At 60.5% G+C, this 19563-nt stretch carries 18 protein-coding genes and 1 pseudogene; 2 read left to right on the top strand and 17 right to left on the bottom strand.

The window, feature by feature from the left end:
* Positions 1 to 6: 6 nt before the first annotated feature.
* The 14 genes and pseudogenes from ureE to urtA form a co-directional block, all read right to left on the bottom strand.
* A complete protein-coding gene (ureE, locus tag FHT84_RS13415; RefSeq protein WP_113250543.1) occupies positions 7 to 510 on the bottom strand; it encodes an urease accessory protein UreE in 504 nt (167 codons plus the stop codon).
* Between the two features lie 78 nt (positions 511 to 588).
* The gene (locus FHT84_RS13410; RefSeq protein WP_113250542.1) at positions 589 to 1449 is read right to left on the bottom strand and encodes a GGDEF domain-containing protein; all 861 of its coding nucleotides are present in this window, start codon (positions 1447 to 1449) and stop codon (positions 589 to 591) included.
* 274 nt (positions 1450 to 1723) lie between these two features.
* Entirely contained in the window at positions 1724 to 3436 is a 1713-nt protein-coding gene (gene ureC / locus FHT84_RS13405; protein WP_112340435.1) for an urease subunit alpha, read from the bottom strand.
* A 3-nt stretch (positions 3437 to 3439) separates the two neighbouring features.
* On the bottom strand, positions 3440 to 4063 hold the full coding sequence (locus FHT84_RS13400) for a Urease operon accessory protein (protein WP_112340436.1): 624 nt from the start codon (positions 4061 to 4063) through the stop codon (positions 3440 to 3442).
* 17 nt (positions 4064 to 4080) lie between these two features.
* Positions 4081 to 4518 (bottom strand): lysozyme inhibitor LprI family protein, encoded by a 438-nt coding sequence (locus tag FHT84_RS13395; RefSeq protein ID WP_245430245.1) that lies wholly within the window; start codon positions 4516 to 4518, stop codon positions 4081 to 4083.
* Positions 4519 to 4533: 15 nt separating this feature from the next.
* On the bottom strand, positions 4534 to 4839 hold the full coding sequence (locus FHT84_RS13390; RefSeq protein WP_112340437.1) for an urease subunit beta: 306 nt from the start codon (positions 4837 to 4839) through the stop codon (positions 4534 to 4536).
* 10 nt (positions 4840 to 4849) lie between these two features.
* On the bottom strand, positions 4850 to 5104 hold the full coding sequence (locus tag FHT84_RS13385) for a DUF1272 domain-containing protein (RefSeq protein WP_112340438.1): 255 nt from the start codon (positions 5102 to 5104) through the stop codon (positions 4850 to 4852).
* A 7-nt stretch (positions 5105 to 5111) separates the two neighbouring features.
* Complete coding sequence (locus tag FHT84_RS13380; protein WP_112340439.1) at positions 5112 to 5414, bottom strand: urease subunit gamma; 303 nt, start codon at positions 5412 to 5414, stop codon at positions 5112 to 5114.
* 31 nt (positions 5415 to 5445) lie between these two features.
* Positions 5446 to 6267, bottom strand: coding sequence for an urease accessory protein UreD (locus tag FHT84_RS13375; RefSeq protein WP_113250541.1), 822 nt, complete (start codon positions 6265 to 6267; stop codon positions 5446 to 5448).
* 267 nt (positions 6268 to 6534) lie between these two features.
* Complete coding sequence (gene urtE / locus FHT84_RS13370; RefSeq protein ID WP_112340441.1) at positions 6535 to 7230, bottom strand: urea ABC transporter ATP-binding subunit UrtE; 696 nt, start codon at positions 7228 to 7230, stop codon at positions 6535 to 6537.
* Between the two features lie 46 nt (positions 7231 to 7276).
* A complete protein-coding gene (gene urtD, locus FHT84_RS13365) occupies positions 7277 to 8032 on the bottom strand; it encodes an urea ABC transporter ATP-binding protein UrtD (protein ID WP_112340442.1) in 756 nt (251 codons plus the stop codon).
* 76 nt (positions 8033 to 8108) lie between these two features.
* Positions 8109 to 9197: pseudogene (gene urtC, locus FHT84_RS13360) on the bottom strand (urea ABC transporter permease subunit UrtC); the annotation flags it as partial.
* Positions 9194 to 10762, bottom strand: a complete 1569-nt coding sequence (gene urtB, locus FHT84_RS13355) for an urea ABC transporter permease subunit UrtB (RefSeq protein WP_245430253.1) — start codon at positions 10760 to 10762, stop codon at positions 9194 to 9196. The gene urtB and the pseudogene urtC, both read right to left, overlap by 4 nt.
* Positions 10763 to 10886: 124 nt before the next feature.
* On the bottom strand, positions 10887 to 12176 hold the full coding sequence (gene urtA, locus FHT84_RS13350) for an urea ABC transporter substrate-binding protein (protein WP_112340445.1): 1290 nt from the start codon (positions 12174 to 12176) through the stop codon (positions 10887 to 10889).
* A 229-nt stretch (positions 12177 to 12405) separates the two neighbouring features.
* Here urtA and FHT84_RS13345 point away from each other — a divergent pair, with 229 nt between their 5' ends.
* Positions 12406 to 15795 carry an ATP-binding protein gene (locus FHT84_RS13345; RefSeq protein ID WP_112340446.1) on the top strand — a complete coding sequence of 1130 codons (3390 nt, stop codon included), beginning with the start codon at positions 12406 to 12408 and terminating at the stop codon, positions 15793 to 15795.
* Entirely contained in the window at positions 15788 to 16711 is a 924-nt protein-coding gene (locus FHT84_RS13340; protein WP_112340447.1) for a response regulator transcription factor, read from the top strand. The genes FHT84_RS13345 and FHT84_RS13340 overlap by 8 nt, the downstream gene beginning before the upstream one ends.
* A gap of 39 nt (positions 16712 to 16750) precedes the next feature.
* On the opposite strand, the gene FHT84_RS13335 is transcribed toward FHT84_RS13340, so the two are convergent.
* The 3 genes from FHT84_RS13335 to FHT84_RS13325 all read right to left on the bottom strand — a co-directional run bounded on the left by FHT84_RS13335 (position 16751) and on the right by FHT84_RS13325 (position 19539).
* Positions 16751 to 17722, bottom strand: a complete 972-nt coding sequence (locus FHT84_RS13335; RefSeq protein ID WP_112340448.1) for a D-glycerate dehydrogenase — start codon at positions 17720 to 17722, stop codon at positions 16751 to 16753.
* 156 nt (positions 17723 to 17878) lie between these two features.
* A complete protein-coding gene (locus tag FHT84_RS13330; protein ID WP_112340449.1) occupies positions 17879 to 19000 on the bottom strand; it encodes a branched-chain amino acid ABC transporter substrate-binding protein in 1122 nt (373 codons plus the stop codon).
* A gap of 185 nt (positions 19001 to 19185) precedes the next feature.
* Complete coding sequence (locus FHT84_RS13325; protein ID WP_112340450.1) at positions 19186 to 19539, bottom strand: DUF6867 family protein; 354 nt, start codon at positions 19537 to 19539, stop codon at positions 19186 to 19188.
* Positions 19540 to 19563: the final 24 nt, after the last annotated feature.

The raw sequence follows: 19563 nt of genomic DNA, 5'->3' as shown, positions 1-19563 counted from the left end.
CGACGTTCAATCGTGCGCGTGATCATGATGATCATGCCCATGATCGTGATTGTGCCCGTGCCCGTGCGAATGGCCGCCATGGGAGTGATAGGCGCCGCGGGCAGGCTGGAAAGGCTCGCTCACCTCGGTCACAACTGCGCCCAATCCTTCGAGCATGGAGCGGATCACATGATCGCGCAGGATCAGGATGCGCTCTTCCTCGATCTGCGCGGACAGATGCCGGTTACCGAGATGCCAGGCGAGCTCGATCAGATGCCTGCGGTCGCGCGGGCGAATCTCGAAAAGCTTTTCGTCCGCCGCGACGATTTCGATCAGCTCGCCATCCTCGCGCACCAGCAGATCGCCGCTCGCAAACAGCACCGGCTCCTTGAGGTCGAGCATGACCATGTCGCCATTTTCGAGATGCAGCAGCTTGCGGCGAAGATGCCTGAGATCATGCGGCAGGACGACACGATCGATCGGATTGGAAGAAGGAGTGCCGGCCGGCAGATAGGAGGTGACGCGTTGCATGTCGGTTCCAAATTATGAGTTTGTCAGACCATGCAAAATAGTCATCCGCTGTGCAAGCATCAATGACACGCCTATGTGCTACATCCGCTGCACGTAGCGCTGCAGCTCCCGGGGATCGGTCGTCGCTTCCTGCTCGTGCTCGGTCGCGCAGCGATGCCAGACCTGCGACAGTCGCTCGCGCTCGTGCATGACACGATTGCGGCCGAGCGTTTTGGCAAGATAAAGGGCCTTGTCGGCCGCGGCATAGACGGTCTCCGTCTTGCGATCCCTGGTGATGTCGGCAATCCCGGCGGACATGGTGATCTTCACCGAGCCGCCGTCGACGACGATTGGGTGTTCGGCAATCCGTTCCTTGATTTCTTCGATGCGCGCAATGCGCGCGGCAGTGTCGCCACCATAAATGATCGCGCCGAATTCTTCGCCGCCGAGCCGGGCGATCACGTCATCTCCCGTAAAGGCGTCGGAAAGTATCTGCGACACCGCAACGATTACGGCGTCGCCGGATGCGTGTCCGAAGCGATCGTTGATTGCCTTGAACCGGTCGAGATCGAAGATAACAAGCGAAGCGCCGTCTGCAGCCGTATCCAGCGCCTCGGTGAAAGCGCGGCGGTTGAGGAGGCCGGACAGCATGTCGGTACGGCTCAGCCGTTCGAACTCGGCGCGGGAGACCGCAAGCCTGTGAATCGAAAAGCCCGCCAGCACTGCCACAGCGCCGGAAACTGTGCCGCCGATAATCCATGCCAGAAGAACGCCGAAGCGCATTGCCTCCAGAATCGGCAACGGCAGAAGATCGAACCATTGCAGCAGGAAAAGCATCGCCAGGATGATGGCAAGCGACATGATGACGGCGACAAAACTCATCTTAAGCGCGAAAATAAAAATCGCACGTCGCTGCTGAAAGTTACCGAGCTCGGCCTGCAGCGAAATCCATCGTTTCATGCGATTCACCTTCCTCAGCCTACCGTTTCGATCATGTGAGATAGGGGTGAAGGCGCTTCCAGGTCTTTAATGTAATGATTAAAATGCGTTGCATTTCCCAAGTTGTGAACAACCAAGAGCGCTGATCTGCAAAATCAGGGTTGCCGATGGAAATGCGAGGCGCCGGCACCGCCACACCACGCTTTCGGCAAAACCGCATTCGGCGCGCAGCATCGGAAAAACCCCGAAACCGGGGCTTTCTCACACTCGCCGGCAATCAAGCTTGGAAATGTCCTCAGAACAGGAAATAGCGCTGCGCCATCGGCAGCACCGTCGCCGGCTCGCAGGTCAGCAGCTTGCCATCGGCGCGCACTTCATAGGTTTCCGGATCCACCTCGATATGCGGCGTTAGGCTGTTATGGATCATCGATGCCTTGGAGATGCCGCCGCGCGTGTTTCTGACGGGCAGCAGCGCCTTGGCGATGCCGAGCTTGCCGGCAAGCCCGGCATCGAAAGCAGCCTGCGAAACGAAGGTCACGGAGGAGTTCGTCCGATTCTTGCCATACGCGCCGAACATCGGCCGGTAATGCATCGGCTGCGGCGTCGGGATCGAGGCATTCGGATCACCCATGGGCGCCGCGGCAATGGACCCGCCGAGCAACACCATCTCCGGCTTCACGCCGAAAAAGGCCGGATTCCAAAATACCAGATCGGCGCGCTTGCCGACTTCGATCGAACCGACCTCATGGCTGACGCCATGCGCAATCGCCGGATTGATCGTATATTTGGCGATGTAGCGCTTCACCCGGAAATTGTCGTTGTCGCCAATCTCCTGCGCCAGACGGCCGCGCTGGCGCTTCATCTTGTCGGCGGTCTGCCAGGTGCGGATCGCCACTTCGCCGACACGGCCCATGGCCTGGCTGTCGGATGAAATGATCGAGAAGGCGCCGATATCGTGGAGAATATCCTCCGCAGCGATCGTCTCCTTGCGGATTCGGCTTTCGGCGAAGGCGATATCCTCCGGGATCGACGGCGACAGGTGATGGCAGACCATCAGCATGTCCAGATGCTCGGCGATCGTGTTAACCGTATAGGGACGCGTCGGATTGGTCGAAGACGGGATGACGTTCGACTGGCCGCAGATTTTGATGATATCGGGCGCGTGCCCGCCGCCTGCGCCCTCGGTATGGAATGCATGGATCGTGCGACCCTTGATGGCGCCGATCGTATCCTCGACGAAGCCGCTTTCGTTCAAGGTATCCGTGTGGATCATCACCTGAACGTCGTATTCATCGGCAACGCTGAGGCAGCAGTCGATCGCCGCCGGCGTCGTGCCCCAGTCCTCATGCAATTTGAGTGAGCAGGCGCCGCCGAGCACCATCTCCTCCAAGGCGGCGGGCAAAGACGCATTGCCCTTGGCCGAGAGGCCGATATTCATCGGGAAAGCGTCGAAGGCTTCGATCATGCGCGCCAGATGCCAGGGGCCGGGCGTGCAGGTCGTTGCCAGCGTTCCATGGGCCGGGCCGGTACCGCCGCCGAGCATGGTGGTGATACCAGACATCAGGGCTTCATCGATCTGCTGCGGGCAGATGAAATGGATATGACTGTCCATGCCGCCGGCGGTGACGATCTTGCCCTCGCCCGCGATCGCTTCCGTGCCCGGTCCGACGATGATGTTGACATCGGGCTGCATATCCGGATTACCGGCCTTGCCGATCGCGACGATGCGGCCCTCCTTCAAGCCGATATCCGCTTTCACGATGCCCCAGTGGTCCAAGATCAGCGCATTGGTGATGACGGTATCGACGGCCCCGTTGGCGCGCGTCACCTGGCTCTGGCCCATGCCATCGCGAATGACCTTGCCGCCGCCGAACTTCACTTCCTCGCCATAGGTGGTGAAATCCTTCTCCACCTCGATGAACAATTCGGTATCGGCCAGCCGAACCTTGTCGCCGACGGTCGGTCCGAACATGCTGGCATAGGCGGCGCGGGAAATCTTGTAGGGCATGGGTCAGTCTCCTTGGGAGGCAGAGATGAGGTTCGTGTCGGCAAGGCGCCGCAGGCGGCCGAGGGATATGTAAGCCTCCGCCAGCCGTTTTTCGGCGGCAAAGGGATGTTCTTCCCAGCCCGTGTGGCTGAAACCGGTAATGGCGATATCATCGTCGGGATGGCGCAACAGCACATCGGCAATCACGATTATGCCGCTGCTCGGCACCACATAGGAGCCTGGATCGTAACCCGCCAGCGCCGCGTCCACGCCTTCGTGAACGGATTGATCGATCACGACATGCCGCTTGCCGGTCGCCTGGCAAAAGGCAGCGAACTGATCGGTATAATCGTCGCAGAAATCGTCGAGTTCCGGATGCGAAATTGCCAGCGGTGCGCGCAGTGCGGCGAATTTTCTTGGATCGCGCACGCTCCAGACTTCAGACGAGGAGGCAACGGCGGGGCTCCTGCGCCACTCGGCCGAGCCGAGCATGGCGCGTGCCGGCTGGCCCGTATTGCAGACCGCGACGACATCGGTGCGGCTGCCGCCTGCTCCCATCGAGCGACAATCGTTGAAGCGGATCACGAGATCTGCAGCATCGATGACATCCGCCGCGCCTGCCGCGATCTCACCATTACCGACGATCATCACTGCGCGCCTCAGGCTCACTGATTGCCCTCCGGCCCAGCGGCGAGATCCTTCAATTCCTTGGTTCGCTTCTTGGTCAAATCAGCTTTGCAACCGGAAACAAGCATGGGCTCCATGGAGCCGCCCCGCGCCTGAAATCCCTGCGCCTCGCACTCGCCGTCGCGATAATCCACCCAGGCGCGCTGCGCTTTGATGAGCGCCTTTTCGGCACCCTTCATGTTATTGTCGAGATCCGCATCGATGGCGACCATAGCTGCGCGCGTCTTCTTATATTGTGCGTTCAGTGCCTTGTCGGCCTCACCGAATTCGAGCACAGCACAAACGTTCAAGTCCGTCTGTGTCTCTGCCTTGGCACAATCGACCTTCGGTTCGTGCATGGTCTGCTGTGCAGAGACTGGGCCGCAGGTCAGGACTGCGACAAGGGCCGCAACCGGTGCAAGCGATTTCATCGGCATGGAGCTTCTCCTACCCTAAAGCTTGCCCATGACCAGCTGGCGGAAACCGTAGACTTCGCGCTTGCCCGACAGTGGGATCAGCGTCACCGAGCGTGTCTGTCCCGGTTCGAAGCGCACGGCGGTTCCGGCGGGAATATCGAGCCGCATGCCCTTCGCCTTGTCGCGGTCGAAGGAAAGCCCGGCATTGGTCTCGGCAAAGTGATAGTGGCTTCCGACCTGCACCGGCCGATCGCCGGTATTGGAAACCTCAAGCGTCACGGTCGGCGCTCCGGCATTGAGTTCGATGTCGCCGCTCGCGGCGATGATTTCACCTGGGATCATGGTTCTCTCCTCATGCGGCCTGGATGGGCGCACATCCCTCAGCTTTTAGAACACGCTTGGTCGAAGCGGGATATTTGGCAAGCAGCGCCACCGGGCGGATGGGACGCCGCGCGAAATCACCGCCGCAGTTCGGGCAGACGCCGTCCAGCACCGCATTGACACAATCGGCGCAGAAGGTGCACTCGAACGTGCAGATCATTGCCTCCTCGCTGTCCGGCGGTAAATTCTTGTCGCAGCATTCGCAGTTGGGTCTCAGTTCCAGCATTTCAACCTCACCGGATAGGCTCGTGGACGGTCACGAGCTTGGTGCCGTCGGGGAACGTCGCTTCGACCTGAACGTCATGGATCATCTCGGCGACACCTTCCATCACCTGATCGCGGGTAATGACATGGGCGCCGGCCTCCATGAGCTCGGCGACGGCGCGGCCGTCGCGGGCGCCTTCCACTACGAAGTCCGTGATCAGCGCGATGGCTTCGGGATGATTGAGCTTGACGCCGCGCTCCAGCCGCCGCCGCGCCACCATCGCCGCCATCGAAATCAGCAGCTTGTCTTTTTCTCTCGGAGTGAGGTTCATCGCCTACCTATGTGATTGCTGTTTGCTCAATTTACAGGTTCCAGACTTTCGGCACAGGCGCTCCATTGCGCAAGGTGGAAATGATCGGGATGAGGATTTTTCTGAGCGCGAAACCATCGGCGGCGGCAAGGCGCACGACGAGCTTCTCGCCCCAGTGGCTGGCGCCTCCCATATGCGTTTCGAGGAGCGGCCGGATACGGCCGAGATAGGCTTCCGCCTGCGGACCGACATAAAGCAGGGTCGCGAAGGCAACCTGGCCGCTCAGGACAGCCGCCTTGGCCGTTAATGCGGCTACATCGCCGTCCAGGCGCAGCTCCTCGGCATGAACCAGCCGTTCGCCGCGGCGGATGCGCCAGCGATCGCGAAACAATCCCTGCTCCATGGCCTCGCCCATGGCTTTCCGCCCAAGCAGGATCGCCTCGACGGCAAGGAATTCGGCCGTGCCGTCAAGCTCTACAGTCAACGCGCGCGAAAGCGAAGCACGATCGAAGAGGATGGTCTCCTGCGGCAGCCAATCGACCCGCGCACCGGCGCCAATCTTTATGGATGTCAGCACCTCGGCCGTACCCGCCGAAGCCTTGTAGATCTTCTCACAGGCCTGCGTCGTCACATCAATGCGCGTACCCGGCCCGGCGACGACGCTCCAATCCATCCGGTCGCCGCCGGTCAGGCCGCCGGCGGTGTTGATAATGACGGCTTCCATGGAATGGTCGAAGGTTTCCGGCAGTCTGATCTTTGCCGCACCCTCCTGAAAGAGCTCGGCAAGGCGCGTGCGGCCGCCAAGCGACTTGGCCGCAAGATGGCCGCGACCACGCGCCCTCTGCGGTCTCGTGCCTGCCGCCGTCATTGCCATCTGCCTCTCCACACATCACATCATGCCAAAGCCCCTGCATAATTCCCTAAATCGGCATCGATTTAAGGGTAAAATTATGCAGCAGATTAAAAGTGCTACAACGACCTTTGCGCGTCATGATTGACGCCCAGCCCTGCAGCCATTGAAACCCGGCAAAGAACAAACGCAAGCAATTTCTGTGCCTTATGCGATGCCACGCGATATCGGCCCATTATCAGCCATGTCAGCCACATTTTTCATCAAAAGCCAAAAAGAAAGGCAATCGCCTCAGACGGTCAGATGACGCCGGGCCTCCGGCGTATCCAGTGTCTCCGCCAGGCCTTCATGCACGATCTCGCCACGATCCATGATGTAGACGTAATCGGCGAGCTCGCGGCAGAAATCGAGATATTGCTCGACGAGCAGGATCGCCATGCCGGTGGAATCCCTGAGATAGCGGATCGCGCGGCCGATATCCTTGATGATCGACGGCTGGATGCCCTCGGTCGGCTCATCCAGCACCAGGATCTTCGGCCGCGTCACCATCGCGCGGCCGATCGCCAGCTGCTGCTGCTGGCCGCCGGAGAGATCGCCGCCGCGGCGCGAGAGCATGGACTTCAGCACCGGGAACAGGCTGTAGATATCATCAGGAATGCTGCGGTCGCGTCGGGAAAGCGGCGCATAACCGGTCTCGAGATTTTCCTTCACCGTCAGCAGCGGAAAGATCTCGCGGCCTTGCGGCACATAACCGATCCCCTGCTTGGCGCGCGCGAATGGTGCCATGCCGTTCAGTGTCACACCATTGAACGCAACCGTGCCGGCCGACAAGGCATGCTGTCCGGTGACCGCACGCAAGAGCGAGCTTTTGCCGACGCCATTGCGCCCAAGGACGCAGGTGATCTTGCCCATCTCGGCCTTGATGGAGATGCCGCGCAGCGCCTGAGCGGCACCATAATGCAGATTTGCGTTTTCGACTGTCAGCATCTCAATTCTCTTCCTTTTCCCTCACGCCCCCTCATCCCAAAACCACCTACCGCCCCAGATAGTTCTCGATTACCCTCGGATCACTGCTGACGAAATCGATCGATCCTTCCGCCAGAACAGATCCTTCGGCGAGACACGTGACCTTGACGCCGAGATCGCGGATGAAGCCCATGTCGTGCTCGACCACGACGACCGAACGCGTCTTGGCGATTTCCTTCAAAAGCACGGCGGTTTCCGCCGTCTCGGCATCCGTCATTCCCGCCACCGGTTCGTCGACCAGCAGGAGCTTCGGCTCCTGCGCCAGCAGCATGCCGATCTCCAGCCACTGCTTCTGGCCATGCGAAAGGTTGGCCGCCAGCTCGTCGCGCCGATGCGAAAGCCGCACCGTCTCCAGGATTTCCTCGATACGCTCGCGATCGGCGGGCGTCAGCCGGTAGAACAGCGTCGCGAAGACGCCGCGATTGCGGTTGAGTGCCAGTTCGAGATTGTCCCAGACGGTATGGCTTTCGAAGACGGTCGGCTTCTGGAATTTCCGGCCGATGCCGAGCTGGGCAATATCGGCCTCGTCCTTCTTCGTCAGGTCGATCTGGCCATTGAAGAATACTTCTCCCTCGTCCGGTCGCGTCTTGCCGGTGATGATGTCCATCATCGTCGTCTTGCCGGCACCGTTCGGTCCGATGATGGCGCGAAGTTCGCCAGGCTCGATGACGATCGACAGCGAGTTCAAAGCCTTGAAGCCATCGAAGGAAACGGAGACGTTGTTGAGATAGAGCATACTGTTGGGTTTGATATCGGGGATCATGGTCCTACTCCGCAGCCTGCACGGACTGTTGGGCTTCATCCTTCGCAGCCTTGGGCGGTGGGCTTGCCGGCGTATGTTTCCTTCCGAGATACTGCGCGATGGTGCCGACGATGCCCTTTGGCAGGAACAACGTCACCGCGACGAACAGGCCGCCAAGCGCAAACAGCCAGAACTCGGGAAACAGCCCGGTAAAGATGGTCTTGCCGCCATTGACCAGCACGGCGCCGATGATCGGGCCGATCAGGGTCGCTCTCCCGCCGACGGCCGTCCAGATGACGACTTCGATCGAATTGGCCGGCGCAAACTCGCCGGGATTGATGATGCCGATCTGCGGCACGTAGAGCGCGCCGGCAATACCGGCCATCATGGCCGATACGACGAAAACGAAGAGCTTCATATGCTCGACGCGATAGCCGAGAAAGCGCGTGCGGCTTTCGGCGTCGCGCACGCCCACAAGCACCTTACCGAACTTCGAGCGGACGATGGCCGAAGACAGCATCAATGCCAGCGCCAGGAACACGGCCGTGATGGCGAACAGCACGGCACGCGTGCCATCGGCCTGGATGTTGAAGCCGATAATATCCTTGAAATCGGTCAGACCATTATTGCCGCCGAAGCCCATGTCGTTGCGGAAGAAGGCAAGCAGCAGCGCATAGGTCATCGCCTGCGTAATGATCGACAGATAGACGCCGTTGACGCGCGAGCGGAAGGCAAACCAGCCGAAGACGAAGGCAAGCAAGCCGGGCGCGACGAGGACCATCAGCATGGCGAACCAGAACTGATCGAAGCCATACCAGAACCACGGCAGCTCCTTCCAATTCAGGAAGACCATGAAGTCGGGCAGGATCGGATTGCCGTAGGTGCCGCGCGAACCGATCTGCCGCATCAGATACATGCCCATCGCATAGCCGCCGAGCGCGAAGAAGGCGCCATGGCCGAGCGAGAGAATGCCGCAATAACCCCACACCAGATCGAGCGCCAAGGCGAGCAGTGCATAGGTCAGATATTTGCCGAACAACGACATCAGATAGGTCGGCACATGTAGTGCGCTCGTTTCGGGCAACAGCAGGTTCGACAGCGGCACGAGCACGGCGACGGCAAGCAGGATCGCGATCGCGATGCTGATACGGCGGTCGAGCGAGCGAAGAAGAAAGGCCGTGATCATGCTTCCACCGCCCTTCCCTTGAGGGCGAAGAGCCCGCGCGGACGTTTCTGAATAAAGAGGATGATGAGAACGAGGACGAGGATCTTGCCGAGCACCGCCCCCGCATAGGGCTCGAGGAACTTGTTGAGGATGCCGAGCGAGAAGGCCCCGACGAGCGTCCCCCAGAGATTGCCCACACCGCCGAACACCACGACCATGAAACTGTCGATAATGTAGCTCTGGCCGAGGTTCGGCGAGACGTTGTCGATCTGCGAGAGCGCGACACCCGCCATGCCCGCGATGCCCGAGCCGAGCGCAAAGGTGAAGGCGTCAACCCAGGAGGTACGGATCCCCATCGATGAGGCCATGCGCCGGTTCTGCGTCACCGCCCGCATCTGCAGCCCGAAGGCCGAGCGCTTGAGAAGAAGCAGGAGCGCAACGAACACGCCGAGCGAAAAGACGATGATCCAGAGCCGGTTCCAGGTGATGGAGAGATAGCCGAGGTCGAAGGAGCCGGACATCCACGAGGGGTTGCCGACTTCCTGATTGGTCGGCCCGAAGATCGAACGCACCGCCTGCTGCAGGATCAGCGAAATACCCCAGGTGGCGAGCAGCGTTTCGAGAGGCCGGCCGTAAAGGAAGCGGATAACGCCGCGCTCGATGACGAGGCCGACGGCACCGGTGACGATGAAGGCGACAGGCAGGGCGATCGCCAGCGACCAGTCGAAGAGTTCGGGATAAGAGGTGCGGATGATGCTTTGAACGACGAAGGTCGAGTAGGCGCCGAGCATCACCATTTCACCATGGGCCATGTTGATGATGCCCATGACACCGAAGGTAATCGCAAGGCCGATGGCGGCCAGCAGCAGCACCGAGCCGAGCGACAGGCCATACCAGACATTCTGAACCGCATCCCAGAACTTCAATTGATCCTGGATGCCCGCAATGGCGGCGGTAACATCGGGCTTCAGGCTATCATCGACGGAAACCGACGAGAGAATGCCGATGGCATCGCGGCCGCCTTCGTTCTTGATCGTCTCGATTGCCGCCTTTTTTTCTTCGATCGGACGGTCCGAGCCGAGCACGGCAACCGCTTTTGCGCGTTCAAGCACACCGCGAATGTCCGTGTCCTTCTCGGACTGCAGCGCCGTCTCGACGGCGTCAAGCGAATCCGCACTCGGCGCCTTCAAAACGGATTGCGCCGCCTCGAGCCTCGTAGCGCGATCCGGGCTCATCAGCGTCAGACCGCCGAGAGCCGCGCGAACCGCACGGCGCAGATTGTTGTTGATCTTGATCTTGCCGAGATTGTCCTTGCCTTCCTGGCCGACCACCTGCCCGCTCACGGGATCCAGCAGATCCATCATGTCGCCAGAGGATTTGGCGATGAATACCTGATTGTCGGATTTCCTGACATAAAGATCGCCGTCGGAGAAGGCCTGCAATGCCGGTACGACCTTGGGATCACCTGACTTCGCAAGGCTCTGGACGATATCGCCGGCCTTCTGGAAATTGGCCTGGCCGAGCGAATTGATCAGGCTATGGGCGTCCTCCTGGGCGCGCAGGCTTGTCGCCATCAGCACCAGCATCAGACAGAAGCAGGCGACCAGCGCCAAGGCCATGCGGTAAACGAATTTGTCGAACATTGCGCTAGTCCCCTCAAGCTGCCGCGGCCAGAAAATCCTGCCCGCGGCGATCTTGTGTCGGCTGGTATCAGGAGCCCTTGCCGCCGCACTTGCCGGTGGTGACGTTGAAGTTGCCGCAGTTCAGCGGCATGCGCCAATCCGAGATCAGGTCCTTGCTATCAGGCAGGTAGTCGGACCATTCCTTGCCGACCACGGCCGGGGTCTGCGACACGACGTCGAACTGACCGTTTTCCTGCACTTCGCCGATCAGGACTGGCTTGGTGATGTAGTGGTTCGGCATCATGGTGGCGGTGCCGCCGGTGAGGTTCGGTACCGCGACACCGACGAGCGCGTCGATCACCTTGTCCGGATCGGTCGTGCCGGCCTTCTCGACGGCCTTTACCCACATGTTGAAGCCGATATAGGCGGCTTCCATCGGGTCGTTGGTCACACGCTTGTCATTCTTGGTGTAGGCATGCCACTCCTTGATGAAGGCGGCGTTGGCGGGCGTATCGACCGACTGGAAGTAGTTCCAGGCGGCGAGATGTCCCACAAGCGGCTTGGTGTCGACACCGGCAAGCTCTTCTTCGCCGACCGAAAAGGCGACGACCGGAATATCTTCAGCCTTGACGCCCTGGTTGCCGAGCTCCTTGTAGAAGGGAACGTTGGCGTCGCCGTTGATGGTGGAGACGACGGCCGTCTTCTTGCCGGCCGCGCCGAAGGCCTTGATCTTGGAGACTTCCGTCTGCCAGTCGGAGAAGCCGAACGGCGTGTAGTTGATGATGATGTCTTCGTCCTTGACGCCCTTCGATTTCAGATAGGCTTCGAGGATCTTGTTGGTCGTGCGCGGATAGACATAGTCGGTGCCTTCGAGCACCCAGCGCTGCACGCCTTCGTTCTTCATCAGGTAGTCGACGGCCGGAATTGCCTGCTGGTTCGGGGCGGCGCCTGTATAGAAGACGTTACGCTCGGACTCCTCGCCTTCGAACTGTACCGGATAGAACAGGATCGAATTCAGTTCCTTGAAGACGGGCAGCACTGACTTGCGCGACACGGAAGTCCAGCAACCGAACACGGCGGAGACCTTGTCCTTCTGGATCAGTTCGCGGGCCTTTTCGGCAAAGAGCGGCCAGTCGGAGGCCGGATCGACGACGACGGGCTCGAGCTTCTTGCCGAGAACGCCGCCCTTCTTGTTCTGCTCGTCGATGAGCATCAGCATGGCGTCCTTCAGCGTCGTTTCCGAGATCGCCATGGTGCCGGACAGCGAATGCAGGACGCCGACCTTGATGGTGTCGTCGGCTGCGAAAGCGCCGTGGAATGCTGTCGTGGACATGATGGCGCCGAGCAGCGCGCCGGAGACGAGAGTCTTGAGTTTCATCTATGGTTCCCCTCTTTTGTCTGCCGCAACGGCCGGTAAACAAGGATTAACCGTTGCCTTCAGCGACTATCCGGCAGCCCCTTGGGAAACCACATACGTAATATGACGTAGGCGCCGGGGCGAAATGTGCAGCTTTGTGCACTCTCATGCCCTTAAGCACCGTATCGATCCGTGTTACGACATCTCTGGACCGCCGGAACGACCAAGGCGGGACGACTGAAGGGCAAGCATGGCTGCGCGGCAACGCATCATTCCGGTAAGACGCGAATATAATCGCTGGGTCGCAAACCAGACGCTGGAAGACTACGCCCTGCGTTTTACCGCCAAGAGCGCACGCCAGTTTTCCTCGCAACGCATCTCGCAAACCGCGATCGGCGCCATTTCCTTCCTGGCGCTGGAGGCGATCGGCGGCACGATCACGCTGTCCTACGGCACGACCAACGCTTTCTACGCGATCATCGTCGCCAGCCTCGTCATGCTGGCCGTCGGCCTGCCGATCAGCCGATACGCCATCCGCCACGGCGTCGACATCGATCTTCTGACCCGCGGCGCAAGCTTCGGCTATATCGGCTCGACCATCACTTCGCTGATCTATGCCAGCTTCACCTTCATGCTGTTTGCGATCGAAGCCTCGATCATGTCCGGTGCGCTCGAGCTGACACTCGGCATACCCGTGTGGATCGGCTACATCGTCAGCGCCGTCATGGTGATCCCGCTCGTCACCCATGGCGTGCGCCTCATTAGCCGGTTCCAGCTGCTGACGCAGCCCTTCTGGATCGTTCTCAACATCCTGCCCTTCGTCTTCATCGCCTTTGCCGACTGGGAAAAATTCGATCTCTGGCGCGCCTTCGCGGGCATCCATCATCCCGCGAGCGCACCAGGCACCGCCGCCCCCTTCGATCTGATCGAGTTCGGCGCCGCCTCCGCCGTCATCCTGGCGCTGATGTCGCAGATCGGCGAACAGGCCGATTTCCTGCGCTTCCTGCCGCCGGACGGCCATCGCAAATGGCGCCATCGCCTCGCCATCTTTCTCGCTGGACCGGGATGGGTCATCATCGGAGCGCCGAAGCTGCTCGCCGGTTCCTTCCTCGTCGTCCTGACGCTGACCTCTGGCGTGCCGGCCGACCGCGCCGCCGATCCCGCGCAGATGTATCTGACCGCCTTCGGCTACATGATCCCCTGGCACAATGCCGCGCTGCTCCTGATGGCAGCCTTCGTGATGATCTCGCAGCTGAAGATCAACGTCATGAATGCCTATGCCGGCTCGCTCGCATGGTCGAACTTCTTTTCGCGGCTGACACACAGCCATCCAGGCCGCGTCATCTGGCTGGTCTTCAACGTCGCCATCGCGCTCTTGTTGATGGAGCTCGGCATCTACCGGCTGCTGGAGGAGACGCTCGGCATCTTCTCGATCATCGCCATGGCCTGGCTCTGCACCATCTCCGCCGATCTCTTCATCAACAAGCCGCTGGGGTTGGCCCCGCCCGGCATCGAATTCAAGCGCGCGCATCTCTACGACATCAATCCGGTCGGCCTCGGTGCGATGGCGCTTTCGGCTACCATCGCTCTCATCGCGCATTTCGGCGCCTTCGGTTCGATCGCCGCCTCGCTTGCACCCTATATCACCCTGATCGTCGCACTCATCGCCTCGCCCGCCATCGCCTGGATCACGGGGGGCAAGTACTATCTTGCTCGCAAACCGCGACAGAGCTGGAAGAACCTGACCACCATTACCTGTTCCGTCTGCGAACACCCGTTCGAGCCGGAGGATATGGCGTGGTGCCCTGCCTATGCCGCGCCGATCTGCTCGCTCTGCTGTTCGCTCGACAGCCGCTGCCACGACATGTGCAAGCCGAAGGCGCGCCTCAATACGCAGGTCGCTACCGTCGCAAGGACCCTGCTGCCGGAAAGCATCGTGGCGAAGCTCGCCACGCGCCTCGGCCGCTACGGCATTGCCGTTGCCGTGGCGCTGACCGCCGTGGGAGCGATCCTGGCAATGATCGCGCATCAGGTCGGGGCCGCTTCTCCGGAGACGGCCGCCGTCGTCAATCGCACCATTCTCATCGTCTTCTTCGTCTTTGCCGTCATCGCCGGCGTCGTCTGCTGGTTCTATGTGCTTGCCCATGACAGCCGCGTTGTCGCCGAGGAGGAATCCTCACGCCAGAACACGCTGCTCTTGAAGGAAATTGCTGCGCACAAGAAGACGGACGCTGCCCTGCAGGGTGCCAAGGAAGCGGCGGAGGCGGCAAACCGCGCCAAGAGCCGCTATGTCGTGGGTCTCAGCCACGAGCTGCGCACGCCGCTCAATGCTGTGCTCGGCTATGCGCAGATATTGGAGCGCGACGAGACCATTCCGGCGCCCCGGCAATCCTCGCTGAAGGTCATCCGGCGCAGCGCCGAGCATCTTTCAGGCCTGATCGACGGGCTGCTGGATATTTCGAAGATCGAGGCGGGCCGTTTGCAGGTCTATTCCAACGAGATCAACATCCAGGATTTCCTCGACCAGATCGTCGACATGTTCCATCCGCAGGCACAGGCCAAGGGGCTGACTTTCATCCACGAACGCTCTCCAGCGCTGCCCGACTATGTCCGCACCGACGAGAAGCGGCTGCGCCAGATCCTGGTCAACCTGCTTTCAAATGCCATCAAATTCACCGATGAAGGCAGAGTCCGCTTCGAAGTGAGCTACCGCAACCAGGTCGCCACCTTCACGGTTTCCGATACCGGTCGCGGCATCGCGGCAAAAGATATTACCCGTATCTACGAGCCTTTCCAGCGCGGCGAGGCCGACAGCGTCAGACCCATGCCGGGGCTTGGCCTTGGTTTGACGATCACCCAGCTGCTGACGAATACGCTCGGCGGCGAGATTTCGGTCACAAGCGAGAAGGATGTCGGCTCGACGTTCAGAGTGCGCCTGATGCTGTCGGCCGTGATTCGGCCGATGAAACCGCCGGCGCAGGAGCAGCGCATTGCCGGCTACGAGGGGCCGCGCCGTACCATCGTCGTTGTCGATGACAATGAAGATCATCGCGAGCTGATGCGCGAGATACTGTCGCCGCTCGATTTCATCGTGCTGACGGCGGCCGGCGGGCCGGACTGCCTGACGCTGATCGAGGGCATCAAGCCGGATCTGTTCCTGGTCGATATTTCCATGCCCGGCATGAATGGTTGGCAGCTCGTCTCGCGGCTTAGGGAAAACGGCCAGACGGCGCCGATCCTGATGCTGTCGGCCAATATCGGCGATGCCGCCGCCGCGACCGACAGCGACGACAGCCACAACGACGCCATCTCCAAGCCGGTCGATATCCGCCAGCTGCGCGACAAGCTTGCGCTGCACCTCGGGTTGAAATGGCTCTATGCCGATGCCTCCGCCCCGGTCGCGCCAAAGCCGCCACCGCCCCTGAAGAGCCCAGGGATAGAACATGTCCGCGAACTGATGCGACTCGGCGAGATCGGCTATATCAGAGGCATCGAGGCGAAGCTTGCGGATCTCGCCAAGCTGGACGAGAACAGGCCCTTCACCGACGCTTTGCGCGCTCATGTCCAGGCCTTCGATCTCGACGGGTTCCTGAACGTGCTGCACGGCTTCGATACTGAAAAGGTAGAACAGATTGGCTGAGCCCACCCTTCCCCGTGACATAGTCTTGCTGGTGGACGATTCGCCCGAGGCGCTCGGCTTCCTGACGGATGCGCTCGAGCAATCCGGCTTCTCCGTACTGATCGCCACGTCCGGATCGGCGGCACTGAACATCGTCGAACGCATCACGCCCGATCTCATCCTGCTCGACGCCGTCATGCCAACGATGGATGGTTTTGAGACCTGCCGCCGCTTGAAGGCCAATGCGGGCATCGCCCAGATCCCCGTCGTGTTCATGACCGGACTGACCGAGACCGAGCATGTGGTGCATGCGCTCGAATCGGGCGGTGTCGACTATCTCACCAAACCGATCAATATCGATGAGCTGCGCGCCCGCATCCGCGTGCACTTGCGCAATGCCCGCTCCGCCCAGAGCGCCAGAGTGGCTCTCGACGCTGCCGGCCGCCATCTCCTGGCGGTCAAGGGCAATGGCGCCATCCATTGGTCGACGCCGCAGGCGACCCGCCTCATCAATGCCGCAACCGGCAGCGACGACGGGCTTGATCTCGCCTCGAAACACATTGCCGCCTTCATGCTGGAACGGGAACGGCTCGGTGCGGCACGCGACAATCTTCTTTCGATCAGCAATGGCGGTCAGGCCGCATTGCAATTCACCTTCCTCGGAGCCATCGGCCCCGACGAATATCTGTTTCGCCTGACGGCCACCAGTCAGCGCGCAGACGACGAAGCCTTGCGCCAGCACTTCGCGCTGACGCAACGCGAATCCGAAGTGCTGCTGTGGCTCGCCAAGGGTAAATCGAACCGCGACATAGGCGAAATCCTCGGGCTGTCAGCCCGCACGGTGAACAAGCATCTGGAACAGATCTATGTGAAGCTTGGCGTCGAGAACCGCGCATCGGCCGCCGTCAAGGCAGCGCATGTTCTGCATGAAGTGTAGGCACCGTCACGCCCTCTCTCGGCTTGCGGCAGGAAGAAGCTATATCACCCGATCCGGCGGCTGGTGCCCGGCAAAGAAGGCGGTGATATTGTCCACGACCTTCATGCCCATGGCGGTGCGCGTCTCTTCGGTGGCGCTGCCGAGATGCGGCAGGAGGACGACATTGTTCATCGCCCGCAGACGCTCGGGTACATGCGGCTCCGCCTCATAGACATCGAGGCCGGCGCCGCGGATCGTCCCCTTCTCCAGTGCGGAAATCAGCGCCGCCTCGTCGACGACATCTCCCCTTGCCGTATTGATCAGGAAGGCGCCGGGTTTCATGGCTGCGAAGCGGGCCGCATTCATCAGGTGACGGTTTTCGGCACCGCCGGGGCAATGAAGGGAGACGAAGTCCGAGACTTCGAGAACATCCTCCACCCTCTGCAGTTGCACGGCGCCATAGCGCGCGGCCTCCATCGGATCGATGGCGGAGCGGTTGTAGAAGACGACATCCATGCCGAAGCCGAAATGGCAGCGTTGCGCGAACGCCCTGCCGATGCGGCCGAAGCCGATGATGCCGACTGTCTTGCCGGTGACTTTGGTACCGACGAGATGCGTCGGCCGCCAGCCGGTCCATGCCCCGGCCCTGAGTTCGCGCTCCCCTTCTCCGCCGCGCCGGGCAACGGAAAGCAGGAGCAGCATGGCGATATCGGCCGTGCAATCCGTCAGCACGCCGGGCGTGTTGGTGACGACGATGCCCTTTTCCTTGGCGGCGGCGACATCGATGTGATTGAAGCCGACACCGAAATTGCCGAGGATTCTTGTGCGGATTACCTGACCTTCGAAGAGCGCGGCCGGAAGCTTGTCGGATACGGTCGGCAGGACGCCGTCATAGGTGAGCAGCGCCTCGCGCAGCTGCCCCGCATCGAGTGCTGCGTCATCCCTGTTCAAAGTGGTGTCGAAACGCTCCGAGAGCACGGCCTCGACCGCGGCCGGCCAGCGCCGTGTAACGAGAATACGGGGTTTGCTCATGCTGCCTTCCTCCTGCCGATACAGGGGCAGATTTAAAGCAGCTTTTGCACGAAGGAAACGGCGAACCGACTTCGGAACTATGAAAACGGCATGAGAAAAGCCCGGCCGATGGCCGGGCTCCTAAGATCAGCAATGCCCGTAAAGGCGATGCAAGAATTACTTCGAGATTTCGTCGTAGTTGTACTTGCCGTCGGAGCCCTTGGCCCACTTGTACATGACGTAATCCGGACGGGTGATATCGCCCTTGGCGTTGAAGCCAAGCTCGCCGATGGCGGTCTTGAACGGACCCTTTGCCTTCAGAGCGTCCGCAACAGCCATCGGATCGTTGGAACCGGCAGCCTTGGCAGCGGCAGCGATGACCTGCAGAGCCGAGTAGGAGTAGAGCGTGTAGCCTTCCGGCTCGTAGCCTGCAGCGCGGAACTTGGCAACCAGATCCTTGGAAGCCGGGTTCTTGCGCGGATCCGGCGCGAAGGTCATCAGCGTGCCGTCAACGGCGTCGCCGGCGATCGAAGCCAATTCGTTCGAGACGATACCGTCACCGGACATGAAGTGAGCCTTTACGCCCTGGTCGGCCATCTGACGCATGATGAGGCCGGCTTCGGTATGCAGACCGCCGTAATAGACGAAGTCGACGCCAGCCTGCTTCATCTTGGCGATGAGGGCGGAGTAGTCCTTGTCACCGGGGGTGATGCCTTCGTAGAGAACCTCCTTCACGCCGGCGGCGTTGAGGTTCTTCTTGGTTTCGTCGGCAAGGCCCTGACCATACGGGGTCTTGTCATGAACGACGGCAACCTTGGCGCCCTTGAAATTGTCGGCGATATACTTGCCGGCAACTTCGCCCTGCTGGTCGTCGCGACCGCAAGTACGGAAGGTGTTCCACAGGCCGCGTTCCGTGAACTTCGGATTGGTCGAAGCGGGAGTGATCTGCAGGATGCCGTTTTCGGCGTAAACTTCGGAAGCCGGGATGGAAACGCCCGAGTTGAAGTGACCGACAACGAACTTCACACCGTCTGCGACGAACTTGTTGGCAACTGAAACGCCCTGCTTGGCGTCGGAGACGTCGTCGCCGAGTTCGATCTTGACCTTTTCCCCATTGATGCCGCCAGCCGCATTGATATCGGCAGCGGCCTGCTCGGCACCCTTCTGGAGCTGCGCGCCGAACGCAGCATTCGGGCCTGTCAAGGGACCGCCAACGCCGACAATGATGTCGGCCTTAGCAACGCCGCCGAATGTGATCATCGCCGACAGAGCCACCGCCGACAGAAGATACTTCTTCATATTGTTACTCCCAATTTTTTAAGCGGGTTCCGTTTGATTTGCCCTGCGCGATACCCACCAATCATCACGCCGGTAAAGCTTGTATTCCGAACTTTGGAAGCATCATCCTGTCGTCGGTCTTTCGTTTTTATGAGGCAGGATGACGCAACTTCTACATACAGACTGTGCCTAGTTTCGGCACGCTGTCAATTCTTCTTCTTCCAGGAAAAGGCCGAGGTCTTTTCATAGAGCCAGTAATAGTTATTCACCATCTGATCGGTACGCCGATACCGGTATCCCGCCGTCGCAAAGACGAGCAGAAGAACGATGTCGATGATGTAGATGGTGGGATCGAACACCGGCCCTTCGAATAGCGAATGGTGCAGAAACTGCAGGCCAAGGCCGATCAGAAAGCTGTAGATGACGACAAGAGGATAGGTTTCCCAGTTGGAGGCGACAGCGCGGCCTGCGCGCCATGCGGTCCAGAAGCCGAGAATGACGATAACCGCGCGGATGACCATGCGGCCGCCGGTATCGCTGTCGAAGAGAAGTCCCTGCATGTCAAATTCTCCGAGGAACGAAAC

Source organism: Rhizobium sp. BK289, from assembly GCF_014193575.1.
Classification (GTDB): Bacteria; Pseudomonadota; Alphaproteobacteria; order Rhizobiales; family Rhizobiaceae; genus Rhizobium; species Rhizobium tropici_C.
This window is presented reverse-complemented; position numbering and strand designations above follow the sequence as displayed.